Origin of the sequence: Rossellomorea aquimaris (genome assembly GCF_001877785.1) — a bacterium.
In the GTDB taxonomy this organism is placed as follows: Bacteria; Bacillota; Bacilli; order Bacillales; family Bacillaceae_B; genus Rossellomorea; species Rossellomorea aquimaris_A.
The window spans coordinates 156,492-176,065 of sequence record NZ_MINN01000074.1 but is presented as its reverse complement, the minus strand read 5'-3'; the positions used below and the strand labels follow the sequence as shown (position 1 = coordinate 176,065).

Sequence of the window (19,574 nt, the reverse complement as noted above, 5' to 3'; positions counted from 1 at the left end):
CCTGTGCAGTAAAAAAGATTATTTATAAAATGATTTCTTCAAAAGCTCGGTATATGAATCGAGCTCTGCCAGGATATCTTCTTTATTAATGTCTGCTACCGACATCGAACTTGCTTTTGCCTGCTGCTGATTTGCAAAACCTTCAAATGTCCAATAGATCACCTGAATGGCCTTTTCGACGTCAATGCCTTCCCGGAATTTCCCTGCATCAATATTGCTGAACAATTTAGAAAAACTGCTCCCGGTCAAGGTTCCCCTGATTTTATCGATTTCATCTTTAACGTCAGGATCACTTTCATGAAATACACTATTCAGGAAATTGATTAAATCAGGGTAAGTAGAAAACAGTTCGAACTTAATGACCGACACCTGACGGATGATTTCAAAAATGTCCCGTTCCTCCATGTCCAGCCGGTCATAAATCTTTTCAGCGAACATGTCCGAGAGATGCTCATAAAGGGATAAATACAATTCTTTTTTACTTTTAAAATAATGAAATAAAATCCCTTTCGAAATACCGGCTTCCTTAACAATCGCATTCGTGGATGCACGCTTATATCCGTTCTCGGCAAAAACTTTTGTCGCTGCGTTGATAATCCTGTCTTCTTTTTCAGTATCGATATTCAATGTCTTAAACAATATAAAACAAGCCCTCCTTCTGATGGACAAGTCATTGACCAGTGTGGTCAATTCCATATTACTCCTTTTGACCACACTGGTCAATAATAAACAAAAAAACATCCCGGCGTGGTTTTCGGCAACCACTCCGGGACGGCCTTCTTCTTTAAGGGCAATATTTATTTACAATGGCAAGAAGCCGTTGACTATTTTCAGTCGAGACGCTTTCGGACAGCCTTGCCCCTGCTATGATTGGAGCCCAAATGAAAATTTCTTCTTTTGATAAACCACTTTTCTGACAATAGAGCCTTAGATATAATTCGGCTAATTCCAATGATACCTGTGAATAAAGCAGATAGGTGCGGTAAGCATCTGCGCGTATATCCCCGCTGCTCGAGTCGATCCAGTCGATGATAGTAAGAGATCCATCTTCGGACATGATTAAATTATTCAGGTGTAAATCTCCGTGGCAAAGCCTTTCCTCGAACGTGATCTCATCTAATCTTTCGATCAAGACCTCCTTAAGCCTTTGAGATAATTCCCCGACGCCGTCGATCTGATTCGCTAATTTCATTTTCATGGGTTCAAGCGTATCAACTTTCATTGAATGGATTTTCAGCTGTATGTCCACGGAGAGATCCATGTAATGTCCGGCATCCCCAGGTGAGTCTGAGATGAGTTCTCCCAATGTTTTCCCCTTCACATATTCCATTATGAGCGCTTGCTTTCCGTCTATCTTTTCTACATCAAGGATTTTGGGTACAGGGAGGCCAGTTGAATAGGCAAGTTTCTGTTTGCCCGCTTCATACGTAGCCTCTCCGCAAGGCAGCCGTTCATTAAAAACCTTTATTATTTTGTCTTCATGCAGAAAGATTTCCGCTGTATTGCCGGAAGCAATCGGAATTCCCAGATTCATACCATTTTACTCCTTTGATTTTTTGACAGGCTCCTGAAAAAGTTTTCTCTGCTTCAAATAATCGACTGCTTTTGTTTTATTCTTGTGACTAGCCACATGCAGTGCTTCATTTTTTTCGCGGTAATAGGCAATAAATCGATCCTCCGCGAGCACACCATCAGAAATGGATTTTAGGACAGCACAATGAGGTTCTACGGTGTGGGTGCAGTTTGAAAACTTGCAGCGGTCAGCCAATTCCTTTATATCTTCGAATCCCTCTGGCTCATATTCCTCTGAGTAAACTAAATCATACTCTTCTTTACTGAAATTCATTGGAATCCCCCTTTAATCAGAAGGTCTGCGGTAAGGTCCCTTCACACAACATTGTATTCCATCCGAAGAAATTCATATGTACCGCCGTTCGTCTCTTGTATAAAAGCATCAATTGCTGTAAAGCCATTTTTCTCGTACACCTTTATAGCCCTTTGATTGAATGCTGCAACAGATAAAGTGATTTTATCTGCTTTAAATTCATCGATGACAAACGACAGCCCCGCTTTCAAAAAGCCGGCTCCCATCCCGTTCCCGGTCAGGTCCGGCCGCATACCGAGGCCGATGTCGCATACTCCTTTTTCCGGCCTGGTTATGCTGAAGTAGCCAACTGCCTCAGTTTCTTTAAAAACGGTGAATACCGTATCACCCCGGGATTCCGGATTTAAGAATTCAGCAAGGTCCTCCTCATCTGCTTCCATATCGTAAAAGGCATAATCACCTTCATAGTGCCAGCCGTATGCAATGTCGACCGCTTCTTTTTGAGTCATCTTTTCAAATTTGTATGTCATGTCCATCCCTCTGTTCCGGCCAATTTCATTTCCTGTTTCATTCTGATTCAGTACTTCAATGATACTAGATTGCATCCAGACACTTTTCAATGCTGACACGGATGGAATCGTACTTGGAAGTATGATTGAGTTTTATATAAAAACTCTTTAAGAATGTCTTCACATTGGAGAATAATAACCAGTAATTCTCTTCATCCAGCTCAATCTTTTTTCTCTCCAATTTAAGCTTTATGCTATCTATTAAACTCTCTATTTTGCTGGAATCAAGACCCCTGTTCAGCATTTCGATGATCGGAGTGACCACCCTTTCACCTTCATCGTGCAGATAGACACTGTCGGAAATAAACATCTTATTCCATAATGAATGGAAGATCTCAGGATAAAGATCACGGCTGATTTTTGGGTTTTTAATAAGCTCATCAAATGCGTCTGCAACATGTGCAATGCTGTGCGCCCATCCTTTTCCAGCGATATATCCTCTTACATCCTTCTCTTCGTTGATATACCTGATCAAATGCTCCCCCACCTGATCAACCTTGGCTTTTGACAGGAAATCATCTTCAATATCCCGGTATATGATCAGTGCTATGAGCAGTGTAGTAAACGCCCTGGTGAATACGGTATCCGTTTCCTTATCACCTATTCCATAAAACAATAAATCTTTCTGACATATTTGAAGCAGCTCTTTCATGAGGTCCGGCTCTATGAGATTATCTTCGATGATCAATCGAAAGAATAAAGTATAGATTAATTTGTCCCTGAGTACAGGATCCGTTGAGCCGATGTGGGTGCACATGGACCTCACTGTCAAATTAAGATCTACATCCTTCCACGTTTTTTGGCCTGATTTGATTTCTGTCAATAATGCCTTTAAATCGTCTTCGCTAAAAACAGTTTTATTGGATTGCAGTTTCATGAATTATCCCCTTTTTTCGAACGTTGTTGGTCATACATCCAATTATTTCAAATATTACAAATTTATACAATGGTTTCCAGTAAAAAAGAATTTGAAACAAATCTCTAAAGACAATTTTTATAGCTACTCTTCCCGCAGGAGTCTACGTCTTGCACTCCAATCAACCGCTGGAAGCAGTTAAATATCTATCAGGACCTCAAACTAAAAACCCGAACTAATTTACCTGCTCGAGGATAAATCAGGTGAGGATTCACTTACTCTGAAAAACTTTTGACCTAGCAACTGCAAGATCATTTAAAAATTCCATTTCATTAAAAGGAGCAATAGATACAAGGATTCTATGGTAACTCTGTTCTGCACATACCCTTATGACTTCTTTGCTTATAAAAGGGGCGATCAAAGAAATTCCCTCGAGTCCGTTCAATGACACTTCCTTTTCTGTACATTCGTCAATCACTTTCTGGCTAATGAATGGGGCAACGACAGTGTGGGAAGCTAAATCTCCTTTTTCAAAGGGCTTGAGAGCGCAAAGATCCATGATATCCTGGCTTTTATAGGGTGCAATAGAGGAAAGACCTTCAATCCCGGCAGTTGAATAGTGAACACATACTACTCAATCATTAGTTGAGCATACATTAGGCCAGATCCAGTATCTCTGTTACTGGATCTGGCCTAATGTATGCATCTGATTCCTATCTATGTTGATCGATCAATATCGGATTTCCATCCGGATCTTGTAATGTAATATGAGCAGGCCCTTCACCAGACTCATCCGCCTCTGTCAGCAGGGTGAGCCCTTTAGACTTTAGTTCTTTCTGAAGATCACGGACATCTGTAAATGAGTCAAGGTTCTTTGCATCCTGATCCCATCCAGGGTTGAACGTAAGGATGTTTTTTTCAAACATTCCCTGAAACAGGCCAATGATGTGGTCTCCGTTTTTTAAGATCAGCCAATTCTGTGAGATGTCTCCTCCTAATGCTTTAAACCCCAGCTTCTCATAGAATTCTTTTGATTTGTTTATATCTTTTACATTCAGACTGACAGAAAATGCACCCAGGTTCATTGGTAGTCCTCCTTAAATTTAATAAATTCCTATAACTAAAGTATATACTGGCTTATATTTTTCCTCACTCCCTATTATTACGATTCATAAACAGGTACCCAACCATTCCCAGTAGTAATATCTTCTGATTATCTGGAAGCCGGCCGGACATCTCCACCATGTCATTATATACATCCCTGAATATCTCAGTATGCTCATGAGGGAATCTTCCATTATAGAAACGCGCCCAAAGATGGCCGTCCCCGCCATAAAGAGTGAAGTCCCCGGTGAAGCCTGAACTTTTCACCTGAAGAAGAGTCTTCCCTTCCCGGTCTTTCAGCTCTCCCTTGACCGTAACCACACTCTTTATTTCTTCTTGAATGTATGTACCTAAAAAACTTCCATCCGAATGAAAAATCTCAACCACGCTTTGTTTAAAACCTCTACGCCTGCATGTGAACACAACTTTCCCGGTATTCGAGGTGAAGGCAATTTCAACCGGGAAAAATGTGAAAGTCGAAGTCCTGAAAAGAATAATCGGTCTTACCCACCAAGGAACATTGGTCAAATGAAACGACCCCAGGAAACTGCCGGTTTTTTCAAAAACAAGCAGTTTAGGCATCCAACTGGCGTCTTTTTTTATGATGATGTGATCTGTCTCCAAAATATTTTGGCTCGAACGGGGTAATGAGATACCCTTCACTTTGTTGTATTTGTTCCTGCTGCCAATGCCAACACCCAGCATCAACAATGCCGGCAATAAAAACGCTCCTCCCTCCATCCACTGCTCAACATTGTCAGGGCCTGTGCAAAACATGAACCCCGCACCGATCGTAACCAGGATTAAAAATGCTATATAAGCAAGCTTCTCTCTGCGTTTATACATATCAGCTATCATTTGAATTTCTCCTTATCAAACAGCCGTTTTTCTAAAAATCTGCCAATAACTTTTCATAATCGCTTTCTCTTACAAGTTCTTCTGCTCCAAGACTGGTCCATTCTCCAATTGGAACTCCCGGATGATTTTCCAAGTAACTCTGCATAATCAGATTACCCATCTTATAATTTGCCCACCTTGGAATGTTCATTGCGGGGTCCCCGAGTTCCCAAGAGTGATAAAGCTCCATCTCTGCAGTCATGCCGGCAGCCTCAAGCTGTGAAAATGCCACTTCAAGCTCGATGTCCTTTACTTTCGTTGTCCATGGGATCTTCACATCCGGATATACATTTTGTGCAAACGCGTCACCTTTTCCTTCGAAGAGGACAAAGTCCAATAAGGAATCATAGATTGGATCGCTTTCCATCGAAACTGCGTGGTGATATTCATGAGCAATGGTGTAGGAAAGCCTGTCTTCCTTATATGACGGATCGAGCAGCAGTAAAATGACATTTTCATCGAGCGTCCAGGCAGCCACGCCTCCCATGCCTTCCATCGGGAGGTCCGGATTGACCGGCAGTACATAGAAGGTCTTATCCCCGCCTGACAAGAGCCCGGTTGAGGCATCCAATGCGCCTTGGATTGCTGCATTGGTCTTATCCTGATCGCGGATCAACTGTGCTGTCTTCTCTTTTAGCTCATTAATTCGTTGGGTTATGGTCACACTGGCAGGGATGTCCATATTGAGGATCATCTTCTGTTCAGACATCCTGTCGAGCATTGGATCCTTCACGGTGTATCGATACGTTCCAAGTGTATTCAGAAGACTGTTTTCCTCCACCACTTCAATATAGTCAAGCGTCTCTTCGTAAAATGGAATGATGGTGAAGTTCTGTCCGCCCGCAGAAAACGTTTCTGTCTTCTGCGGGGGCAGATCTTCGGTTTGAACTGTGAAGTTTTTTTCTTCTTGGGAGCAGGCAGTTTGGAGGACCGCCAGTATCAACACATAGAGAATGAATGCGTAGTTTTTCATCATTATCCCCCCTCGGAAAATTGGGTATCAACCGCCATTCAGAGGAATATCCCCATTCAACCTTAGCTCCTTGCTGACCGCAGAAACCGGGGATATGCTATAAAAGCAATGATGACGCCGGCAATTCCTGCCCCAAACAGGATGATTGCGTTGAAGAGAATATCTCCGGCAGTTCCGTTTCGAAGAATGATTTCCTTATATCCTTCGATTGCCCAGTATTGGGGCATCGCCTTGCTGATGGTCTGCATGAAGCCCGGCATGAATTCCACAGGAAGCCATAATCCTCCGAGCATCGCACCTCCAAGCGCGATGATCTGGGTAAAGGCGATTCCCATGTTTTCAGTTTTAACCAGTACAGAAAGCGCCATTCCCCAGCCGGATACGATAAAAGCAAGCATGATGGATAAGATGATCAAGGCAGCCGGATCCCCCAATGGAAGGTCATACACCACGACCCCAAAGGTGAATAGGACGGCGATTTGAATCAAGACGATGAGCATGAACGGGAGCCACTTCCCTATGAAATAGTCTCTGATTGGCAGCGGGGTACTGGCAATCCTCGCGACCATGCCTTTATCCCGGTCCTTTAAAAAAACGATGACCATAGAAATCATGATGTAGAATGCGAACATGATCGTATAACCAGGAATGATTTGAGTGACGACTTCTTTATAGCTCGTATTTTCATCTCCTGAAAAAATGGCAACAAACGCGATCATAAATACGATTGGTAAGATAAACGTCCAAAACCATAACCCTTTATCCTGGATATTCTTTTTTAATTCTGTCCGTGCGATTGCCCACATGGTTACATCCTCCTTTTCTACGAATCCCTGAGCTGAGTCCCCGTCAAATTGAAAAAGATATCTTCAAGCTTCGGCTGATACAGCTCAAGTCTGCTCGGTTCGATTCCATTTTTACGAAACTCTCCAATCAGATCCTGGAGGGCACTCAATGGCCTTTCACTCTCTATCAGGAAACCGTTGCCTTTAGGTTCAACATGACCGTGCCTGGACAGCAGTTCGATCTCCAGTTGATCACCTGCTATAAACAAGGACGGTTTCTTGTATTTGGCAAGCAGAGCTTCCATTGTTCCGGATTCGATCAACTTCCCTTTATCTATCAGTCCGATGCTGTCACAAAGATGTTCAACCTCTTCCATGTAATGACTCGAATAGATGATTGTGCTTCCTTCTGACTTCAGTTGATTGATAATCGAAAAAATCGAATTTCGCGATTGCGGATCTATTCCAACCGTCGGTTCATCCATGATAATGATCGCTGGTTTATGTAGCAGGGAGCAGCCAATATTCAACCTCCGCTTCATCCCGCCTGAAAATGTCAATACCTTATCCTTCCCTCTTTCCTTCAGTCCGATCTGATCCAGCACTTCTGCTGTTCTCCGTTTAAGATCCCTGCCCCTCAACCCATAGAGACTGCCGAAATAAGTGAGGTTCTCTTGAGCAGTAAGAGTCTCTTCCAAACAAATATCCTGGGGGATATACCCTATCCTCTTTTTCACTTTCATACGATTTTTTGCAACCGAATCTTCCTGGACCATAATATCACCTTCAAAATCCTGCAGGACACCGGATAGAATTTTTATCAATGTCGACTTTCCTGCTCCATTCGGTCCGACAAGTCCGTAACAGCTTCCCTCCTCAATGGTGAATTGAATATCATCCAGTGCGGTGTTGGAGCCATACCTCTTACTGACATTCACAATTTCAATCATCACAGACAACCCCCTTGAACTTACTACACAAAACTAACCCATTCATCATATTATTCTGCCTAATTGGATATACGTTGATTTAATGGAAATAGTTTCATATTTTCGGAACCTTTATGCAGCCTTACAAAGTCTCTTCAGAATAAAAAAGCAATCATCAAGCCTTTTCAAGGAAAAGATCCGATGATTGCTTGGATATAAATCTATAAAGATTGTACTGATTAAACACCATTTAAAACAGTTTCGACCATCAGAACCAGGAATGAGTACGTTTGCTGATCTTCCTCCCCCATCTCTCCTTTGATCCATTCAAGTTGTTCTTTTAAGAGAGACGCTATGCAAACAGCCGATTCACTGTGATGGGAAGGAGTCATCAATTCATAAATATTTTCGATTTTATGCTGAATATCCATCGGCAGATCCCTATGTATGGTTTTTAACCCGAGAAGAGCGCGTTCACTGGCATACCTTGCCAACAAGATTGTGGCGACATTCCTCATCGTATGACGGAGCATTTCTGGTGCCCATGTATGATTCCCTCTATTTGCTGCCTTTTTATGCTGAAATAAAAACCAGGCTGCATCGAGTACACTGTCCCGGAAAGCTTCGCTTGTAATCGTTAAATGCTGATCATTTTTATATTTCTCCATCAAATTCTCAGGGTCATAAAGAACGGCGAAGAAATCCTTATGCTGAATTGTCTTTTCGGTTACTGTAAACAAATCGATATGCAGCCAATCTTCATAAATGGCTATGATCTGAGGAGCGATGATGAAAATATCATCGTGAAAGATCATCTCTTTATATGCCCTGAGATGATCGAGCCTCCTTTTTAGAAAAGCTTCTTCATCGCTTTCATCTACCAGGCAGTATAGATCGATGTCAGAATGTTCATCGTACTCTTTCCTGCCCATTGATCCTTTTATGAATATACAGCGGATACTTGAGTCCCCTTTTAAACTTGCAGTCACTTTATCCAGTGCGATTTCCTGGCGCATGCCTCTTCCCCCATAATAAGGTTAAAATTTTCCTAACAAAGAGCTGGAATTAATATGAAACTACCTAAATATAAAATTTGTTCAATTGTATTATATAAAATTTACCATAAAAAACGGTATTATGTACTTTTATTTTAATGCAAAAAAGGTCACAGGATTTATCCCATGACCCTAAGTGACTTACTTATTAATTGTTGACCTCAAGCAACTGCAATACATTCTCAACCGACTTTACCGATTGGTCCAGAGCAGTTTTCTCCTCACCTGTAAGGGAGATTTCGATGACGTTTTCTATTCCGTTACCGCCTAATACTGTCGGTACTCCAAGGTATACATTGAAGTAACCGTATTCACCTTCCAGATACGCGATCGACGGGAGAATTCGTTTCTTATCCTTTAAAATGGCTTCTGCCATTTGAACCATAGATGCTGCGGGCGCATAATAAGCGCTCCCCTGACCGAGAAGGTTGACGATTTCTCCCCCGCCTTTTCTTGTTCTTTCAACGATGGCATCTATTCTGTCCTGCGGGAGGATTTTCTCGAGCGGGATCCCTCCTGCATAGGAATAGCGCACAAGCGGCACCATATCATCTCCGTGCCCGCCAAGCACAAAACCGGTGACATCTTCTACGGATACGTTCAGCTCCTGTGCAACGAATGTATTGAAACGTGCCGTATCAAGTACACCGGATTGGCCGATTACCCTGTTCTTAGGAAATCCGGTGGTTTTGAAGCATACGTATGTCATGGCATCCACAGGGTTGCTGAGGACGATGATATAGCTGTCCGGTGCATACTTCTTCACGTTTTCTGAAACGTCTTTCATGATCTTTTCGTTGGTTGCCACAAGATCATCCCGGCTCATCCCGGGTTTTCTCGGCAGTCCTGCTGTGATAAGGACAAGATCTGCATCTTGAATGTCTTCATAGTTTGACGTACCCGTAATGTTTGCATTAAACTGCTGTACAGGTCCGGCTTCCAGCATATCGAGGGCTTTTCCTTTGGTCGGGTTGGTTTGGGAGGGGATATCGACGATCACGATATCTCCCAAGTCCTTTTGAGCGAGCATCAATGCAGCCGTCGTACCTGTGAAGCCCGCTCCAATGACTGCAATTTTTCTCCTTTTAAATGCCATGATGCTTTTCCTCCATCCTTTCACCCTGAATCATGTGATTAAGGAGCCTTTGGTGGTTGATTTTCATTGAGGTCAGCAGCTTTTTTGGCCGTATTTTTTCCCGGTTGCGCTTCCGGCTTTTTCTTTGGAGCACGTTTGCCTTTGGGCTGGGGCTCCTTTGTTTCTGCATTGACCTCGGGTTTTTTCTTATCTTTAAATAGAACATTCCCAATCTCTTCATCCGGGTGGGGGATGACCAAGGCAGATACCAGCTCTCCCACACGTTTCGCTGCTTCTTTTCCTGCATCGACAGCTGCTTGAACAGCACTTACATCTCCCTGGACCAGCACCGTCACGAGGGCTGCATCCACTTTTTCCTGCTTGACCAATGTGACATCGGCAGATTTCAGCATCGCATCCGCCGCTTCGATGGATCCGATAAGTCCCCTAGTTTCGATCAATCCCAGTGCTCTTGACATCATCCTTCACCTCTTTCATTTTCCACATCGATCGAGTCGATTATTCCGATTATGAGAGCGTCGATGGGCAATTTAGGTTCAGTGGACATATTGGCAGCTGCACCTCCGCGGGTAACCAGCACCTGATCCCCGACACCTGCTCCGATTCGATCCACCGCAATGAACGGATCTTCTTCCGACGGTCCATCCGGCAGATCAGGTTTAATGACTAAGAATTTCAACCCTTTCAGATCATCTTCTTTCCTGGTTGCCCATACGTTGCCAATTACTTTCCCTAATTGCATGATGACTTCTCCCCTTCTTAATCAATTACTATAATGCGTTTCCCCAGGTCTCGTGCTGCATCACGTGCTAAAGGGGTGATGATCGTTTGTTTCGTCACTTGTACTTCCTTTTCTTTGTGATCTTGAATATCTCTTTGTGTCAGCAGCTGTTTTGGTTTACCTTTTAATGAAGATGGCTGTTTCTTCTCTTCATCCTGTTTACCCAGGAAACCGTTCAACGCTTCAACCTTCACGCCAAATTTCACTAGGAGCTTTGTATAAGAGTGTAATTGCTTGATATATTCAGAGTTCTGTTGATTTTCATTGAACAAATGCTTGTGTAAATGTATTTTTGGAATAATGGTGACAGGGACATATTCCAGGATGCAGCGGGACAGTAGTTCGCTTTCTGGTGTATCCCCTATTCCCAACGCACCCTTTACGATTAAATCCTGTGGGGCATCAAGGAACACAACTCTTTCAGCAGTATGCAATTCTGCTTGTTCCAAAGATTCATAGGAAATTAGATTCCATCTGGACTCCAGCCTTAACAGATCGGCGGGTTCCAGACGGGATTTAACCCCTATCAGCAGGAGATTGGCATTCGAGTGATTCTCCGGCTGGTTTTCTGAAAGTTTGAGTTTCTTTAAGACTTCGACGACGATTTGTTCAACCAGTTCGCGGTCAATCATGAAATCCCCTCGATTTTCACCAATTCACCAGCCTGTTTTCCCGTTAGCAAACTTGCATTCGCTTCATCTGTATCAACATGCATTTCAAGCTTGTATCTGGAAGATACCCGCACTAAGACTTTACCGAATGTAACCGGACGTTCGCCGCCGACTTTAATTTCCACATATTCTCCGTTTTCCACCCCGAAACCCTTGGCATCTTCGGGGGTCATATGAATATGCGTCTGAGCGATGATCAGCCCCTCTTTCTTATAGAGACTCCCTTTTGGGCCTACGAGCGTAATGGGGGCAGAGCCAATAATGTCGCCTGACTCCCGCAATGGGGGCTTCACTCCCAGTTTAATAGAGTCCGTCCGGCTCACTTCCACTTGGGTCATATGACGCGCAGGACCAAGAATGCGCACTTTTTCAAGGCTCCCTCTTGGTCCGGCGATTGTTATGGTTTCGTTTGCTGCAAATTGACCAGGCTGAGATAAATCGGCTTTTTTTGTCAGCGTATATCCTTTTCCGAAAAGGGCTTCCAGGTCTGCTTGACTTACATGGCAATGCCGGGCTGAAACTGCCAGCGGAACAGAGTTTACCTTCTCTGTTCCAGCTGATAATCTGGACATGACTTCTTCCACAATGGTTTGAATGGATTCATTATTCATGCTTCATGCTCCTAACTGTGATGCAGGTTTTAGACTTCTACCTCTAGCTTCGGAAGGATGTTTTCAAGTTCGTTGTGAGGACGCGGGATGACATGGACACTCATGATTTCTCCTACACGCTGTGCTGCCGCAGCCCCCGCGTCAGTAGCTGCCTTGACTGCACCAACATCTCCTCGTACCAGAACCGTCACGATCCCGCCTCCTACATGGACTTTCCCCACTAAATGCACATTCGCAGCCTTTACCATTGCGTCCGCTGCTTCAACTGATGCCACTAATCCTTTAGTCTCGATCATTCCTAATGCTGTTAATTCTCTGCTCATTTTTCATTCCTCCAATTAATTTAGTTGATATTTTTTAATGACTTTATTCACCATTTCAGTAATCCTCTCGGGGCTCATCTCGTGCTCCGGTACCTGCTTCAATACTTGATCCACAATCTCTTCTACCTCTTGATTCCCTTTTTCGATTTTCTTCGGGAGATCAGAAGTAGAGGCTTTCGGGATGGAAGGACTCTTTATTCCGTATGCCATTCTCTTAATATTGATTAAGTGGCGGGCAGAGACGTTATCGGATGTGATATTCCCTCCGAACGAGCCGCAGCCCAACGTCAGGGAAGGTTTCAAGCCTGTTGTCGCCCCTACCGCACCGATGGATGACAGGGTATTGACCATGATACGGGACACCGGCATTTCTAGGGCCATCTCCTTCGCTACACCGTCATCTGTTGTATGAAGCGAGAGACTGTGCCCCCTACCGCCAAGATTCAGCAGCTTCATACAATAATCCTTGGCTTCCTGATAGCTTTCAGCCGTGTATAAAGCAAAGATCGGCGATAATTTTTCAATGGAGAAAGGTATGTGTTTTCCGACCCTTGTCTCTTCTGCTATCAACACCCGTGTGTTGGAAGGAACCTTTATACCTGCCATGTCTGCTATCTTTACTGCATGCTGGCCCACGATTCCTGGATTTAACTTTCCAGGGGCAGGTGAAATGATTTTTTCAAGAGCTGATTTCTCTTCTTCATTGAGGATGTAGGCCCCATTATTCCTCAGTTCACGCATCACCATTTGCTGAATATTCCTGTCGACGACAATTGCCTGCTCCGTTGCGCAGATTGTGCCGTTATCGAAGGATTTGCTGTCGACGATCATGGAGACAGCTTCGTTGACCTTCGCTGACTTTTCGATATAAACCGGGACGTTCCCTGGGCCGACACCGTAAGCCGGTTTCCCCGAACTGTATGCCGCACGGACAAGGCCGCCTCCCCCAGTTGCGAGGATCACATCAATATCGCGATGTTTGATTAGCTCATTTGTTGCAGCCATGGATGGTTTGGATATCCAGCCTACCAACCCTTCAGGGGCGCCTGCTTTAACGGCAGCCTCGCTGCAAATTTTCAATGCTTCCACTGTACAGTTCACTGCCCTTGGATGAGGGCTGACGACGATCGCATTTCTCGTCTTCAAGGATATCAGCGTTTTAAAAATGGCCGTCGAAGTAGGGTTCGTCGTCGGGATGATGCCTGCCACCACTCCGAAGGGATAGGCGATTTCCGTCACTTTATTGACCCGGTCCTCACCGATGATGCCCACAGTCTTTTCATCCTTTATCGATTCATAAACGTCTTTGGAACCGACTTCATTTTTGATTTTTTTATGTTCTACAAGTCCCATACCGGTTTCTTCCACTGCCATCCGGGCAAGCTCTTGTGATTTCCCATAAGCGGCCTCTGCCACTTTCTTCACAATTTCATCGACTTGTTCCTGGCTGTAAGACAAGTACTCTGCCTGGGCTTCCTTTGCCCGTTTGACAGCGTTCCGCATTTCCTGGATGGACTGGAGATCGTTATCAAATTGCACATTACCACGCTCCTTTCGTTTCTTAGCAGTTATCAATATCTGGTTGGATTGTGACCGATATCCATGATGGCTTCACGGAAAGCATCTGCTGCCGCCTGACAGGCTGATTGGGAGCCTGTCAGGAGCCCGCCTCCGAAGTTCGTTTCTGACGGCGGCCCGAAAAATTTAACGAGCTCGACATCAGCGGCTTTCAGGGCAGCGTCCAGGCCATAGACCGCTTCAAGTGGCGGTGCAATCAGATAGGCAAGTGGTTCTCCTTGATCGATTCCTGCTTCTTTCGAAAGATATGTGCCTGTTCGCGACACAACATGTGCATAGATGGCATGGCTCTTTTCAGCATCCAAGGCTTCAAAAAAAGCACCCGTTTCCGCCGTCTGGAGCACCGCTTCCATCCCGCTTTTCACTTCATCGGGAGAAGGGCCGGCCATCACCCCGATCATCTCCCCTGATAAGGGACCTGAAGCATGACCGGCGCCTGCGTAGAAAGAACGGGCATACACCACTTCCACTTCAGCTCGTTTTGTTGCTTCATCAAGAGCCGTGTAGCCAATATCATCTACGGTCGAGGTGAAGATCCCCAGGCTCCTGTGATGGGGATCAAGATTGAAATGTTTCGCTAATCCGCTGTCTACATTGGGAATGACCCGAATGGCCAGGATGTCTGCATGAATTCGTTCCAATGCCATTTTCGTCCCCTCCTATTCTTCTTTCTTCACTAGCGATACACCGCTGGCTTCATATTTCAAAACCTTCTGGATGACCGTCCCGAGGTACGCCCCCGCTTCAACAGGGGGGATGCCGCCTTTATGGATATTCGAGATCACCATCCGGTCGGCTTCGATCGTTCCTTTTCCCGGTTCGTAGCACAAATAGGCACTCAGCGACTCCGCACTGACAAGACCCGGTCGTTCACCGATCAACAAGACCACCACTTTGGGCTTCAAGAGTTCCCCGACATCATCCATCACTGCCACTCTTCCCTTTTCGATGTAAAAGGGGGTCCCCATATCGAGATCCAAACTTGTGAGTGACTGCTTCAATGAAAAGAAGACATCTTCCACATTTTCTTCAATTGCACTTGAGCTCAGGCCGTCTGATACGACAATCTGTACGGTCGGGGATTTATTGCAGCGCTCCGATATAGTCTTCTTCGCTTCCTCTGAAAGCTTCCTACCGTAATCGGGCCGGCGGATGTAAATCTCTTTATCCTCAACCAGGGTGTTTACTTTAAATAAATCCAGCCTCGATAATAATGAATCATTTACATCCCCATAAACGGCATCGACGGCGGCAGCATGGTCAAAACGGAATTTCAGCCACGTATCCGTTTTTGGCCTCACCCCTGCCCTTCCAACTCCAATCCTTGCCGGAGTCTTATCCTGCAGATCTTTAAGCTCTTCAGAGACAGAATCCGCTTCCCGGTGCTGGCTGCTCTCCACTGAGTTCCCTTCTGTTTTCTGCCTGCTTGTTGTGGCAGAGTCCGTGTAGCTTTTGATTTCAATCAGCTTTCCGCCGCTTTCAGTACGGGACTGATCCTGTGTACGCTGATAATCGCTTTTATTCTTAGAGGCCGATGTATGATCCCAGAATTTAACCGGGGAAGCTTTATCAGTATTGGAGGTTTCAGTTGACTGCTGTCTGCTTTGGATCTTTTCTATCACCATTTTTGTTACTTGTTCTATAAGCTCAGGGTTCATTCGTTTCAACTCCTATCGTGCAAAAATGGTCGCGTCTCCGGCGATCTTACTTAGCTTGCCGTTTTCGTAGATCCCCATTTTCTCAAGCCACTCTTCAAAAACTGGGGATGGACGCTTCTTCATGGTTTGCCTGAGGGCAGCGACATCATGATAGCTGAGAGATTGATAGTTCAGCATACAATCATCCCCCATCGGTGTTGCGATGACGAAATTAACACCAGAAGCTGTCAAGAGGACCCCGAGATCTTCAATGTCATTCTGATCGGCTTTGATATGGTTGGTATAGCACACATCCACTCCCATTGGTATGCCGTGCATTTTCCCCATAAAATGATCTTCGAGACCTGCACGGATTACCTGCTTGTTGTTGTACAAGTATTCAGGGCCGATGAATCCTACAACCGTATTCACAATGAACGGATCGTAGCAGGCAGCGAATCCATAGTTTCTTGCTTCAAGTGTCATTTGATCGATGTCAAAATGTGCTTCGGCCGATAGTTCAGAACCCTGTCCTGTCTCAAAATACAGGCGCTGCGGTCCGGTTCCCGTCCCGAGCGTCCTCGCCATGTCATTTGCTTCGTTTAATAAGGAAGCGTTAATGCCAAACGATCGGTTAGCAGCCTCCGTACCTGCTATACTTTGAAAGATCATATCGGCCGGGGCTCCTTGTTCAATCGCCTTCATCTGGGCTGTCACATGGGCAAGCACACAGTTTTGAGTTGGAATATCCCAGTCCCCGATAAAGCTGTGGGTCGCGTGAAGCAGCCGTTTGACACTTTCGACTGAATCGTCGACAGGGTTGATTCCGATGACTGCGTCTCCCATCCCATAAGCTAATCCTTCCTTTAAGGATGCAATCATCCCATCGACATTATCTGTCGGATGGTTCGGCTGCAGCCTGGAAGCGAGTGTCCCTTGATAACCGATGGTAATATTGCATTTTGTTAAAACCTCAATCTTATTTGCTGCATGAACAAGGTCGAGATTCGACATGAGCTTTGCAACTGCCGCGATCATTTCGCTGTTCAACCCTCTGCCCAGCCTCTTTAAATCGTCTCCCGAGGTGCTGTCATCCAGGATGTATTCCCGCAGCTCAGCCACTGACCAGTTTTTGATTGATTCATAGATCGGTTTATTCACCTGATTTTCAATCATCCGGGATACTTCATCCTCTTCGGGAGAAAGCAGCGGATGCTCCCTGATATCAGAAAGTGTCAGTTGACTCAACACTTCTTTCGCCGCGATCCGTTCCTGAACCGTTTCCGCTCCAATCCCCGCGAGGCGGTCCCCTGACTTCTCTTCATTTGCTTTTGCGAATAATTCTTTTAAAGATGAAAATTGATATACCGTTCCTAAATAAGTTGTTTTAAGGTTCACAACCCGCGCCTCCTTTCTCAATGATGGAAGGTTAATGTTTTAATGACGACTGGGACCACACTGGTTTGCAGCAAGTTCCCAATGTCGATATAGTCCCCATGCTCTACATTGATCTGGTCGATGCAAATGACCGTCTGCGAGGGATTCACCGTCTTAAGCGTCTGACCGAGAACCTTTGCATGGTCGCTTTCAAGGATGATGACTAAGGGCTGGTCAGTTTTTGGTTTTGTTTTGACGGCGTCCATCAGGGCATGTGCCAGCGTCTGAACATCCCTGAATCCCAGATAAGGGATTTCCGTCAGGTAGAGAGCGAAATTGATTCCTTCCCGCTGTGAATCATAGACATCCAAGGCCTCTTCTACGGCTTGGGATATCCGACTCAGCCCCTCTTCCAGTTGATGGCCGAACGGAATTTGATAGACCGGCAGATTCCGAAGGGGGAGATCCCTGCCATCGACATGAATGGTCGCACCACTGATTTCGGTTGTCTGCGTTCCAGCTCCAAGAACGGTAGCCCTGACTGTTTCAACAGGCGTCACCCATTCCCATTCCAATAACGCTTTACATTCTTTCAGAGAGGCTGCCAGCATTTGCCCGATGTCGTCATATTGAGTTTGTGAAGCAGCATGCTCTTCATGTTCATAGAGGCATTCACTGACTCCGCCCGAAAACATGATGGCGTCGATGTCTTCCAGCCAATTCGGCTTATGTCCAAGCAGCAGGGGAAGGTCGGGTTCGGATACGTTTCGATTCAGCATCCGGGCAATAGAGTCTGCCATAAAATCTGTTATTTTTTTAATTTTTGACTCATCCCGTCTGTCCCCTTCCTCTAGAGACATACCCATGTTTTCCAGGACTTTAAGAATAGGAGGCGAGATGCTTTGGATGGTGCCGCCGTTAAACTCGATCAGCCGGCCGCCTATATGCAATGTACAGGTTCCCAAGAGCCTGCCTGACTTATAGACCGCCGCATTCGCGGTGCCGCCGCCGATGTCGATATTTGCGATGGTTTTCCCCATCTTCTTCGAATACTCATAAGCACCCGAACCTTTGGCTGCGATGATTCCTTCCAGATCAGGCCCGGCGGTTGCGACAAGGAAATCACCTGCATGGTCGGATAATTGGTGGACCATTTGCTGTGCGTTCTCTTTCGTAGCCGTTTCGCCTGTGATGATCACCGCCCCCGTTTTAATATCACTTGGGCTGACTCCTGCAAGTTGATATTCTTGTTTCACGAGTTTTTCCACTGCTTCGATATCAATTGAAGTTCTGGTTTGAAGAGGCGTTCTGAATATGGGACTTCTGTAAAGAATCTCTTTATCTATGATTTCGATGCGGGGCATGTGGGTGCCGCCCGCCATGTTCATAAGAGAGAACTTACTGATGACGACTTTGGTGGTGCTCGTTCCAATATCAATCCCTGCGCTCAGAATCTCCTCTTTTTGAGGATCATAACGTTTCAAAGGTTTCACCCCCCTGCTGACGGAGTTAAAAATAGACAAAAAGGCGCCCAATACGAACCGTCATCCATTTTCATGACGGTTGTACTGAGCGCCTTTGCTCGAATATCTTTTTATAATTTGAATATAGTCTATTTTTTGAATTTTGTAAAGGCTTTCAAGAAAAGAAGATGTTCCCATCCATGTGGGTTGATACATACTCCTTCATCTCAATAAGGGAATTGCATTTTACAAGATTTCGAATTTCCTGTATTCCTCTTCCCGTAATCGAGGATGTAATCACGATGGGTCCCGAAGGAATCACCCTTTTCAATTGCCTCACTGCTTCGTCTACATCGGCTTTATCACTATCGCTCTTTGTTACAACCCCGATCGGAAGCTTATTGATACCGGTACTGAAATTAGGCGGGAAAATCGTTTTTTTTCTGGTGGCATCCTGCAAATACATGACATGGGAAACTTCTAGTGAGGTCGCCATGATATTTTTATAATAAAAAGGATTCTCCGTATACTCCCCCGGCGTATCCACAATCCAATCGGAATAATTTAGAGATTGTGTTTTGACCGCTTTTTCATTTCTTTCCAAAAGGGCATTTGTCAGCGTCGATTTCCCTGCACCGATCGAACCGATCAGCATCGCGCGATTTTTCTTCATTCTTCTTCCCCCTTATGATTTCGTGATTTTTGAAGGGGTATACTGCAGTGTCTCTGATAAAAAACGATTGATTTCCTCCATGGCCATTTCTACGGAGGAAACACTTCCGACGATAACCAAACTTCCGGTAAAACGGTCAAGAAATCCTAAATTCACATCGGCTGCCTTTGTGGCCAGATCGCCTGCGATGATGACCGTTTCACTCGGTGTCAGCGTCAGAATCCCCAATGCCCCCGCCTGCTGAATCCCCAAGTTTTCAAACATGCCTGGATCCGGATTGGCAATCACATGACTTAGTGTGACTTGTTTTCCAGGTACGAACTCCTGTATAAATCGTTTCTTCTCATCCATGATTATTTCGCACTCCCTTA

General features: G+C 45.0%; 24 protein-coding genes. All 24 read right to left on the bottom strand.

Features of this window, described 5'->3' with window-relative positions:
* Positions 1-18: 18 nt before the first annotated feature.
* A complete protein-coding gene (locus BHE18_RS04760; protein ID WP_083573673.1) occupies positions 19-696 on the bottom strand; it encodes a TetR/AcrR family transcriptional regulator in 678 nt (225 codons plus the stop codon).
* An 88-nt stretch (positions 697-784) separates the two neighbouring features.
* Positions 785-1,534, bottom strand: coding sequence for a phosphotransferase family protein (locus tag BHE18_RS04755; protein WP_071617480.1), 750 nt, complete (start codon positions 1,532-1,534; stop codon positions 785-787).
* Positions 1,535-1,540: 6 nt separating this feature from the next.
* Entirely contained in the window at positions 1,541-1,846 is a 306-nt protein-coding gene (locus tag BHE18_RS04750) for a hypothetical protein (protein ID WP_071617479.1), read from the bottom strand.
* Between the two features lie 41 nt (positions 1,847-1,887).
* Positions 1,888-2,355, bottom strand: a complete 468-nt coding sequence (locus BHE18_RS04745; RefSeq protein ID WP_071618233.1) for a GNAT family N-acetyltransferase — start codon at positions 2,353-2,355, stop codon at positions 1,888-1,890.
* A gap of 64 nt (positions 2,356-2,419) precedes the next feature.
* The gene (locus BHE18_RS04740) at positions 2,420-3,271 is read right to left on the bottom strand and encodes a DUF2785 domain-containing protein (RefSeq protein WP_071617478.1); all 852 of its coding nucleotides are present in this window, start codon (positions 3,269-3,271) and stop codon (positions 2,420-2,422) included.
* 692 nt (positions 3,272-3,963) lie between these two features.
* Entirely contained in the window at positions 3,964-4,335 is a 372-nt protein-coding gene (locus BHE18_RS04730; protein ID WP_071617476.1) for a VOC family protein, read from the bottom strand.
* Positions 4,336-4,399: 64 nt separating this feature from the next.
* Entirely contained in the window at positions 4,400-5,212 is an 813-nt protein-coding gene (locus BHE18_RS04725; RefSeq protein WP_071617475.1) for a hypothetical protein, read from the bottom strand.
* 31 nt (positions 5,213-5,243) lie between these two features.
* Positions 5,244-6,227 carry a DUF2268 domain-containing protein gene (locus BHE18_RS04720; RefSeq protein WP_083573618.1) on the bottom strand — a complete coding sequence of 328 codons (984 nt, stop codon included), beginning with the start codon at positions 6,225-6,227 and terminating at the stop codon, positions 5,244-5,246.
* A gap of 59 nt (positions 6,228-6,286) precedes the next feature.
* Positions 6,287-7,030 (bottom strand): ABC transporter permease, encoded by a 744-nt coding sequence (locus BHE18_RS04715; RefSeq protein ID WP_071617473.1) that lies wholly within the window; start codon positions 7,028-7,030, stop codon positions 6,287-6,289.
* A gap of 17 nt (positions 7,031-7,047) precedes the next feature.
* Positions 7,048-7,959 (bottom strand): ABC transporter ATP-binding protein, encoded by a 912-nt coding sequence (locus BHE18_RS04710; RefSeq protein WP_071617472.1) that lies wholly within the window; start codon positions 7,957-7,959, stop codon positions 7,048-7,050.
* 218 nt (positions 7,960-8,177) lie between these two features.
* The gene (locus BHE18_RS04705; RefSeq protein ID WP_071617471.1) at positions 8,178-8,954 is read right to left on the bottom strand and encodes a nucleotidyltransferase domain-containing protein; all 777 of its coding nucleotides are present in this window, start codon (positions 8,952-8,954) and stop codon (positions 8,178-8,180) included.
* 187 nt (positions 8,955-9,141) lie between these two features.
* Positions 9,142-10,089 (bottom strand): malate dehydrogenase, encoded by a 948-nt coding sequence (gene mdh / locus BHE18_RS04700; RefSeq protein ID WP_071617470.1) that lies wholly within the window; start codon positions 10,087-10,089, stop codon positions 9,142-9,144.
* Positions 10,090-10,127: 38 nt separating this feature from the next.
* A complete protein-coding gene (locus BHE18_RS23555; RefSeq protein WP_071618232.1) occupies positions 10,128-10,547 on the bottom strand; it encodes a BMC domain-containing protein in 420 nt (139 codons plus the stop codon).
* Positions 10,547-10,831, bottom strand: coding sequence for a EutN/CcmL family microcompartment protein (locus BHE18_RS04690; RefSeq protein ID WP_071617469.1), 285 nt, complete (start codon positions 10,829-10,831; stop codon positions 10,547-10,549). Before BHE18_RS04690 ends, BHE18_RS23555 begins: the two co-directional genes overlap by 1 nt.
* 17 nt (positions 10,832-10,848) lie before the next feature.
* Positions 10,849-11,502, bottom strand: coding sequence for a hypothetical protein (locus BHE18_RS04685; protein WP_071617468.1), 654 nt, complete (start codon positions 11,500-11,502; stop codon positions 10,849-10,851).
* Positions 11,499-12,152: a phosphate propanoyltransferase gene (gene pduL / locus BHE18_RS04680; RefSeq protein ID WP_071617467.1), complete on the bottom strand. Its 654-nt coding sequence runs from the start codon at positions 12,150-12,152 to the stop codon at positions 11,499-11,501. The genes BHE18_RS04685 and pduL overlap by 4 nt, the downstream gene beginning before the upstream one ends.
* Before the next feature lie 29 nt (positions 12,153-12,181).
* Positions 12,182-12,475 carry a BMC domain-containing protein gene (locus BHE18_RS04675; RefSeq protein ID WP_071617466.1) on the bottom strand — a complete coding sequence of 98 codons (294 nt, stop codon included), beginning with the start codon at positions 12,473-12,475 and terminating at the stop codon, positions 12,182-12,184.
* Between the two features lie 15 nt (positions 12,476-12,490).
* Positions 12,491-14,014, bottom strand: coding sequence for an acetaldehyde dehydrogenase (acetylating) (locus tag BHE18_RS04670; RefSeq protein WP_071617465.1), 1,524 nt, complete (start codon positions 14,012-14,014; stop codon positions 12,491-12,493).
* Positions 14,015-14,046: 32 nt separating this feature from the next.
* The gene (gene eutL / locus BHE18_RS04665) at positions 14,047-14,700 is read right to left on the bottom strand and encodes an ethanolamine utilization microcompartment protein EutL (RefSeq protein WP_071617464.1); all 654 of its coding nucleotides are present in this window, start codon (positions 14,698-14,700) and stop codon (positions 14,047-14,049) included.
* Between the two features lie 12 nt (positions 14,701-14,712).
* Positions 14,713-15,711: an ethanolamine ammonia-lyase subunit EutC gene (gene eutC / locus BHE18_RS04660; RefSeq protein ID WP_071617463.1), complete on the bottom strand. Its 999-nt coding sequence runs from the start codon at positions 15,709-15,711 to the stop codon at positions 14,713-14,715.
* A 12-nt stretch (positions 15,712-15,723) separates the two neighbouring features.
* A complete protein-coding gene (locus BHE18_RS04655) occupies positions 15,724-17,088 on the bottom strand; it encodes an ethanolamine ammonia-lyase subunit EutB (protein WP_071617462.1) in 1,365 nt (454 codons plus the stop codon).
* A gap of 17 nt (positions 17,089-17,105) precedes the next feature.
* Positions 17,106-18,551, bottom strand: coding sequence for an ethanolamine ammonia-lyase reactivating factor EutA (locus tag BHE18_RS04650; RefSeq protein ID WP_071617461.1), 1,446 nt, complete (start codon positions 18,549-18,551; stop codon positions 17,106-17,108).
* 154 nt (positions 18,552-18,705) lie between these two features.
* Entirely contained in the window at positions 18,706-19,203 is a 498-nt protein-coding gene (locus tag BHE18_RS04645; protein WP_071617460.1) for a EutP/PduV family microcompartment system protein, read from the bottom strand.
* A gap of 12 nt (positions 19,204-19,215) precedes the next feature.
* Entirely contained in the window at positions 19,216-19,557 is a 342-nt protein-coding gene (gene eutS, locus BHE18_RS04640; protein ID WP_071618231.1) for an ethanolamine utilization microcompartment protein EutS, read from the bottom strand.
* Positions 19,558-19,574: the final 17 nt, after the last annotated feature.

Excerpts from the sequence above, each read along its gene's own strand:
- BHE18_RS04760 (WP_083573673.1), bottom strand. The coding sequence starts at position 696 with ATGGAATTGACCACACTGGTCAATGACTTGTCCATCAGAAGGAGGGCT.
- BHE18_RS04755 (WP_071617480.1), bottom strand. The coding sequence starts at position 1,534 with ATGAATCTGGGAATTCCGATTGCTTCCGGCAATACAGCGGAAATCTTT.
- BHE18_RS04750 (WP_071617479.1), bottom strand. The coding sequence starts at position 1,846 with ATGAATTTCAGTAAAGAAGAGTATGATTTAGTTTACTCAGAGGAATAT.
- BHE18_RS04745 (WP_071618233.1), bottom strand. The coding sequence starts at position 2,355 with ATGACATACAAATTTGAAAAGATGACTCAAAAAGAAGCGGTCGACATT.
- BHE18_RS04740 (WP_071617478.1), bottom strand. The coding sequence starts at position 3,271 with ATGAAACTGCAATCCAATAAAACTGTTTTTAGCGAAGACGATTTAAAG.
- BHE18_RS04730 (WP_071617476.1), bottom strand. The coding sequence starts at position 4,335 with ATGAACCTGGGTGCATTTTCTGTCAGTCTGAATGTAAAAGATATAAAC.
- BHE18_RS04725 (WP_071617475.1), bottom strand. The coding sequence starts at position 5,212 with ATGATAGCTGATATGTATAAACGCAGAGAGAAGCTTGCTTATATAGCA.
- BHE18_RS04720 (WP_083573618.1), bottom strand. The coding sequence starts at position 6,227 with ATGATGAAAAACTACGCATTCATTCTCTATGTGTTGATACTGGCGGTC.
- BHE18_RS04715 (WP_071617473.1), bottom strand. The coding sequence starts at position 7,030 with ATGTGGGCAATCGCACGGACAGAATTAAAAAAGAATATCCAGGATAAA.
- BHE18_RS04710 (WP_071617472.1), bottom strand. The coding sequence starts at position 7,959 with ATGATTGAAATTGTGAATGTCAGTAAGAGGTATGGCTCCAACACCGCA.
- BHE18_RS04705 (WP_071617471.1), bottom strand. The coding sequence starts at position 8,954 with ATGCGCCAGGAAATCGCACTGGATAAAGTGACTGCAAGTTTAAAAGGG.
- mdh (WP_071617470.1), bottom strand. The coding sequence starts at position 10,089 with ATGGCATTTAAAAGGAGAAAAATTGCAGTCATTGGAGCGGGCTTCACA.
- BHE18_RS23555 (WP_071618232.1), bottom strand. The coding sequence starts at position 10,547 with ATGTCAAGAGCACTGGGATTGATCGAAACTAGGGGACTTATCGGATCC.
- BHE18_RS04690 (WP_071617469.1), bottom strand. The coding sequence starts at position 10,831 with ATGCAATTAGGGAAAGTAATTGGCAACGTATGGGCAACCAGGAAAGAA.
- BHE18_RS04685 (WP_071617468.1), bottom strand. The coding sequence starts at position 11,502 with ATGATTGACCGCGAACTGGTTGAACAAATCGTCGTCGAAGTCTTAAAG.
- pduL (WP_071617467.1), bottom strand. The coding sequence starts at position 12,152 with ATGAATAATGAATCCATTCAAACCATTGTGGAAGAAGTCATGTCCAGA.
- BHE18_RS04675 (WP_071617466.1), bottom strand. The coding sequence starts at position 12,475 with ATGAGCAGAGAATTAACAGCATTAGGAATGATCGAGACTAAAGGATTA.
- eutL (WP_071617464.1), bottom strand. The coding sequence starts at position 14,700 with ATGGCATTGGAACGAATTCATGCAGACATCCTGGCCATTCGGGTCATT.
- eutC (WP_071617463.1), bottom strand. The coding sequence starts at position 15,711 with ATGAACCCTGAGCTTATAGAACAAGTAACAAAAATGGTGATAGAAAAG.
- BHE18_RS04645 (WP_071617460.1), bottom strand. The coding sequence starts at position 19,203 with ATGAAGAAAAATCGCGCGATGCTGATCGGTTCGATCGGTGCAGGGAAA.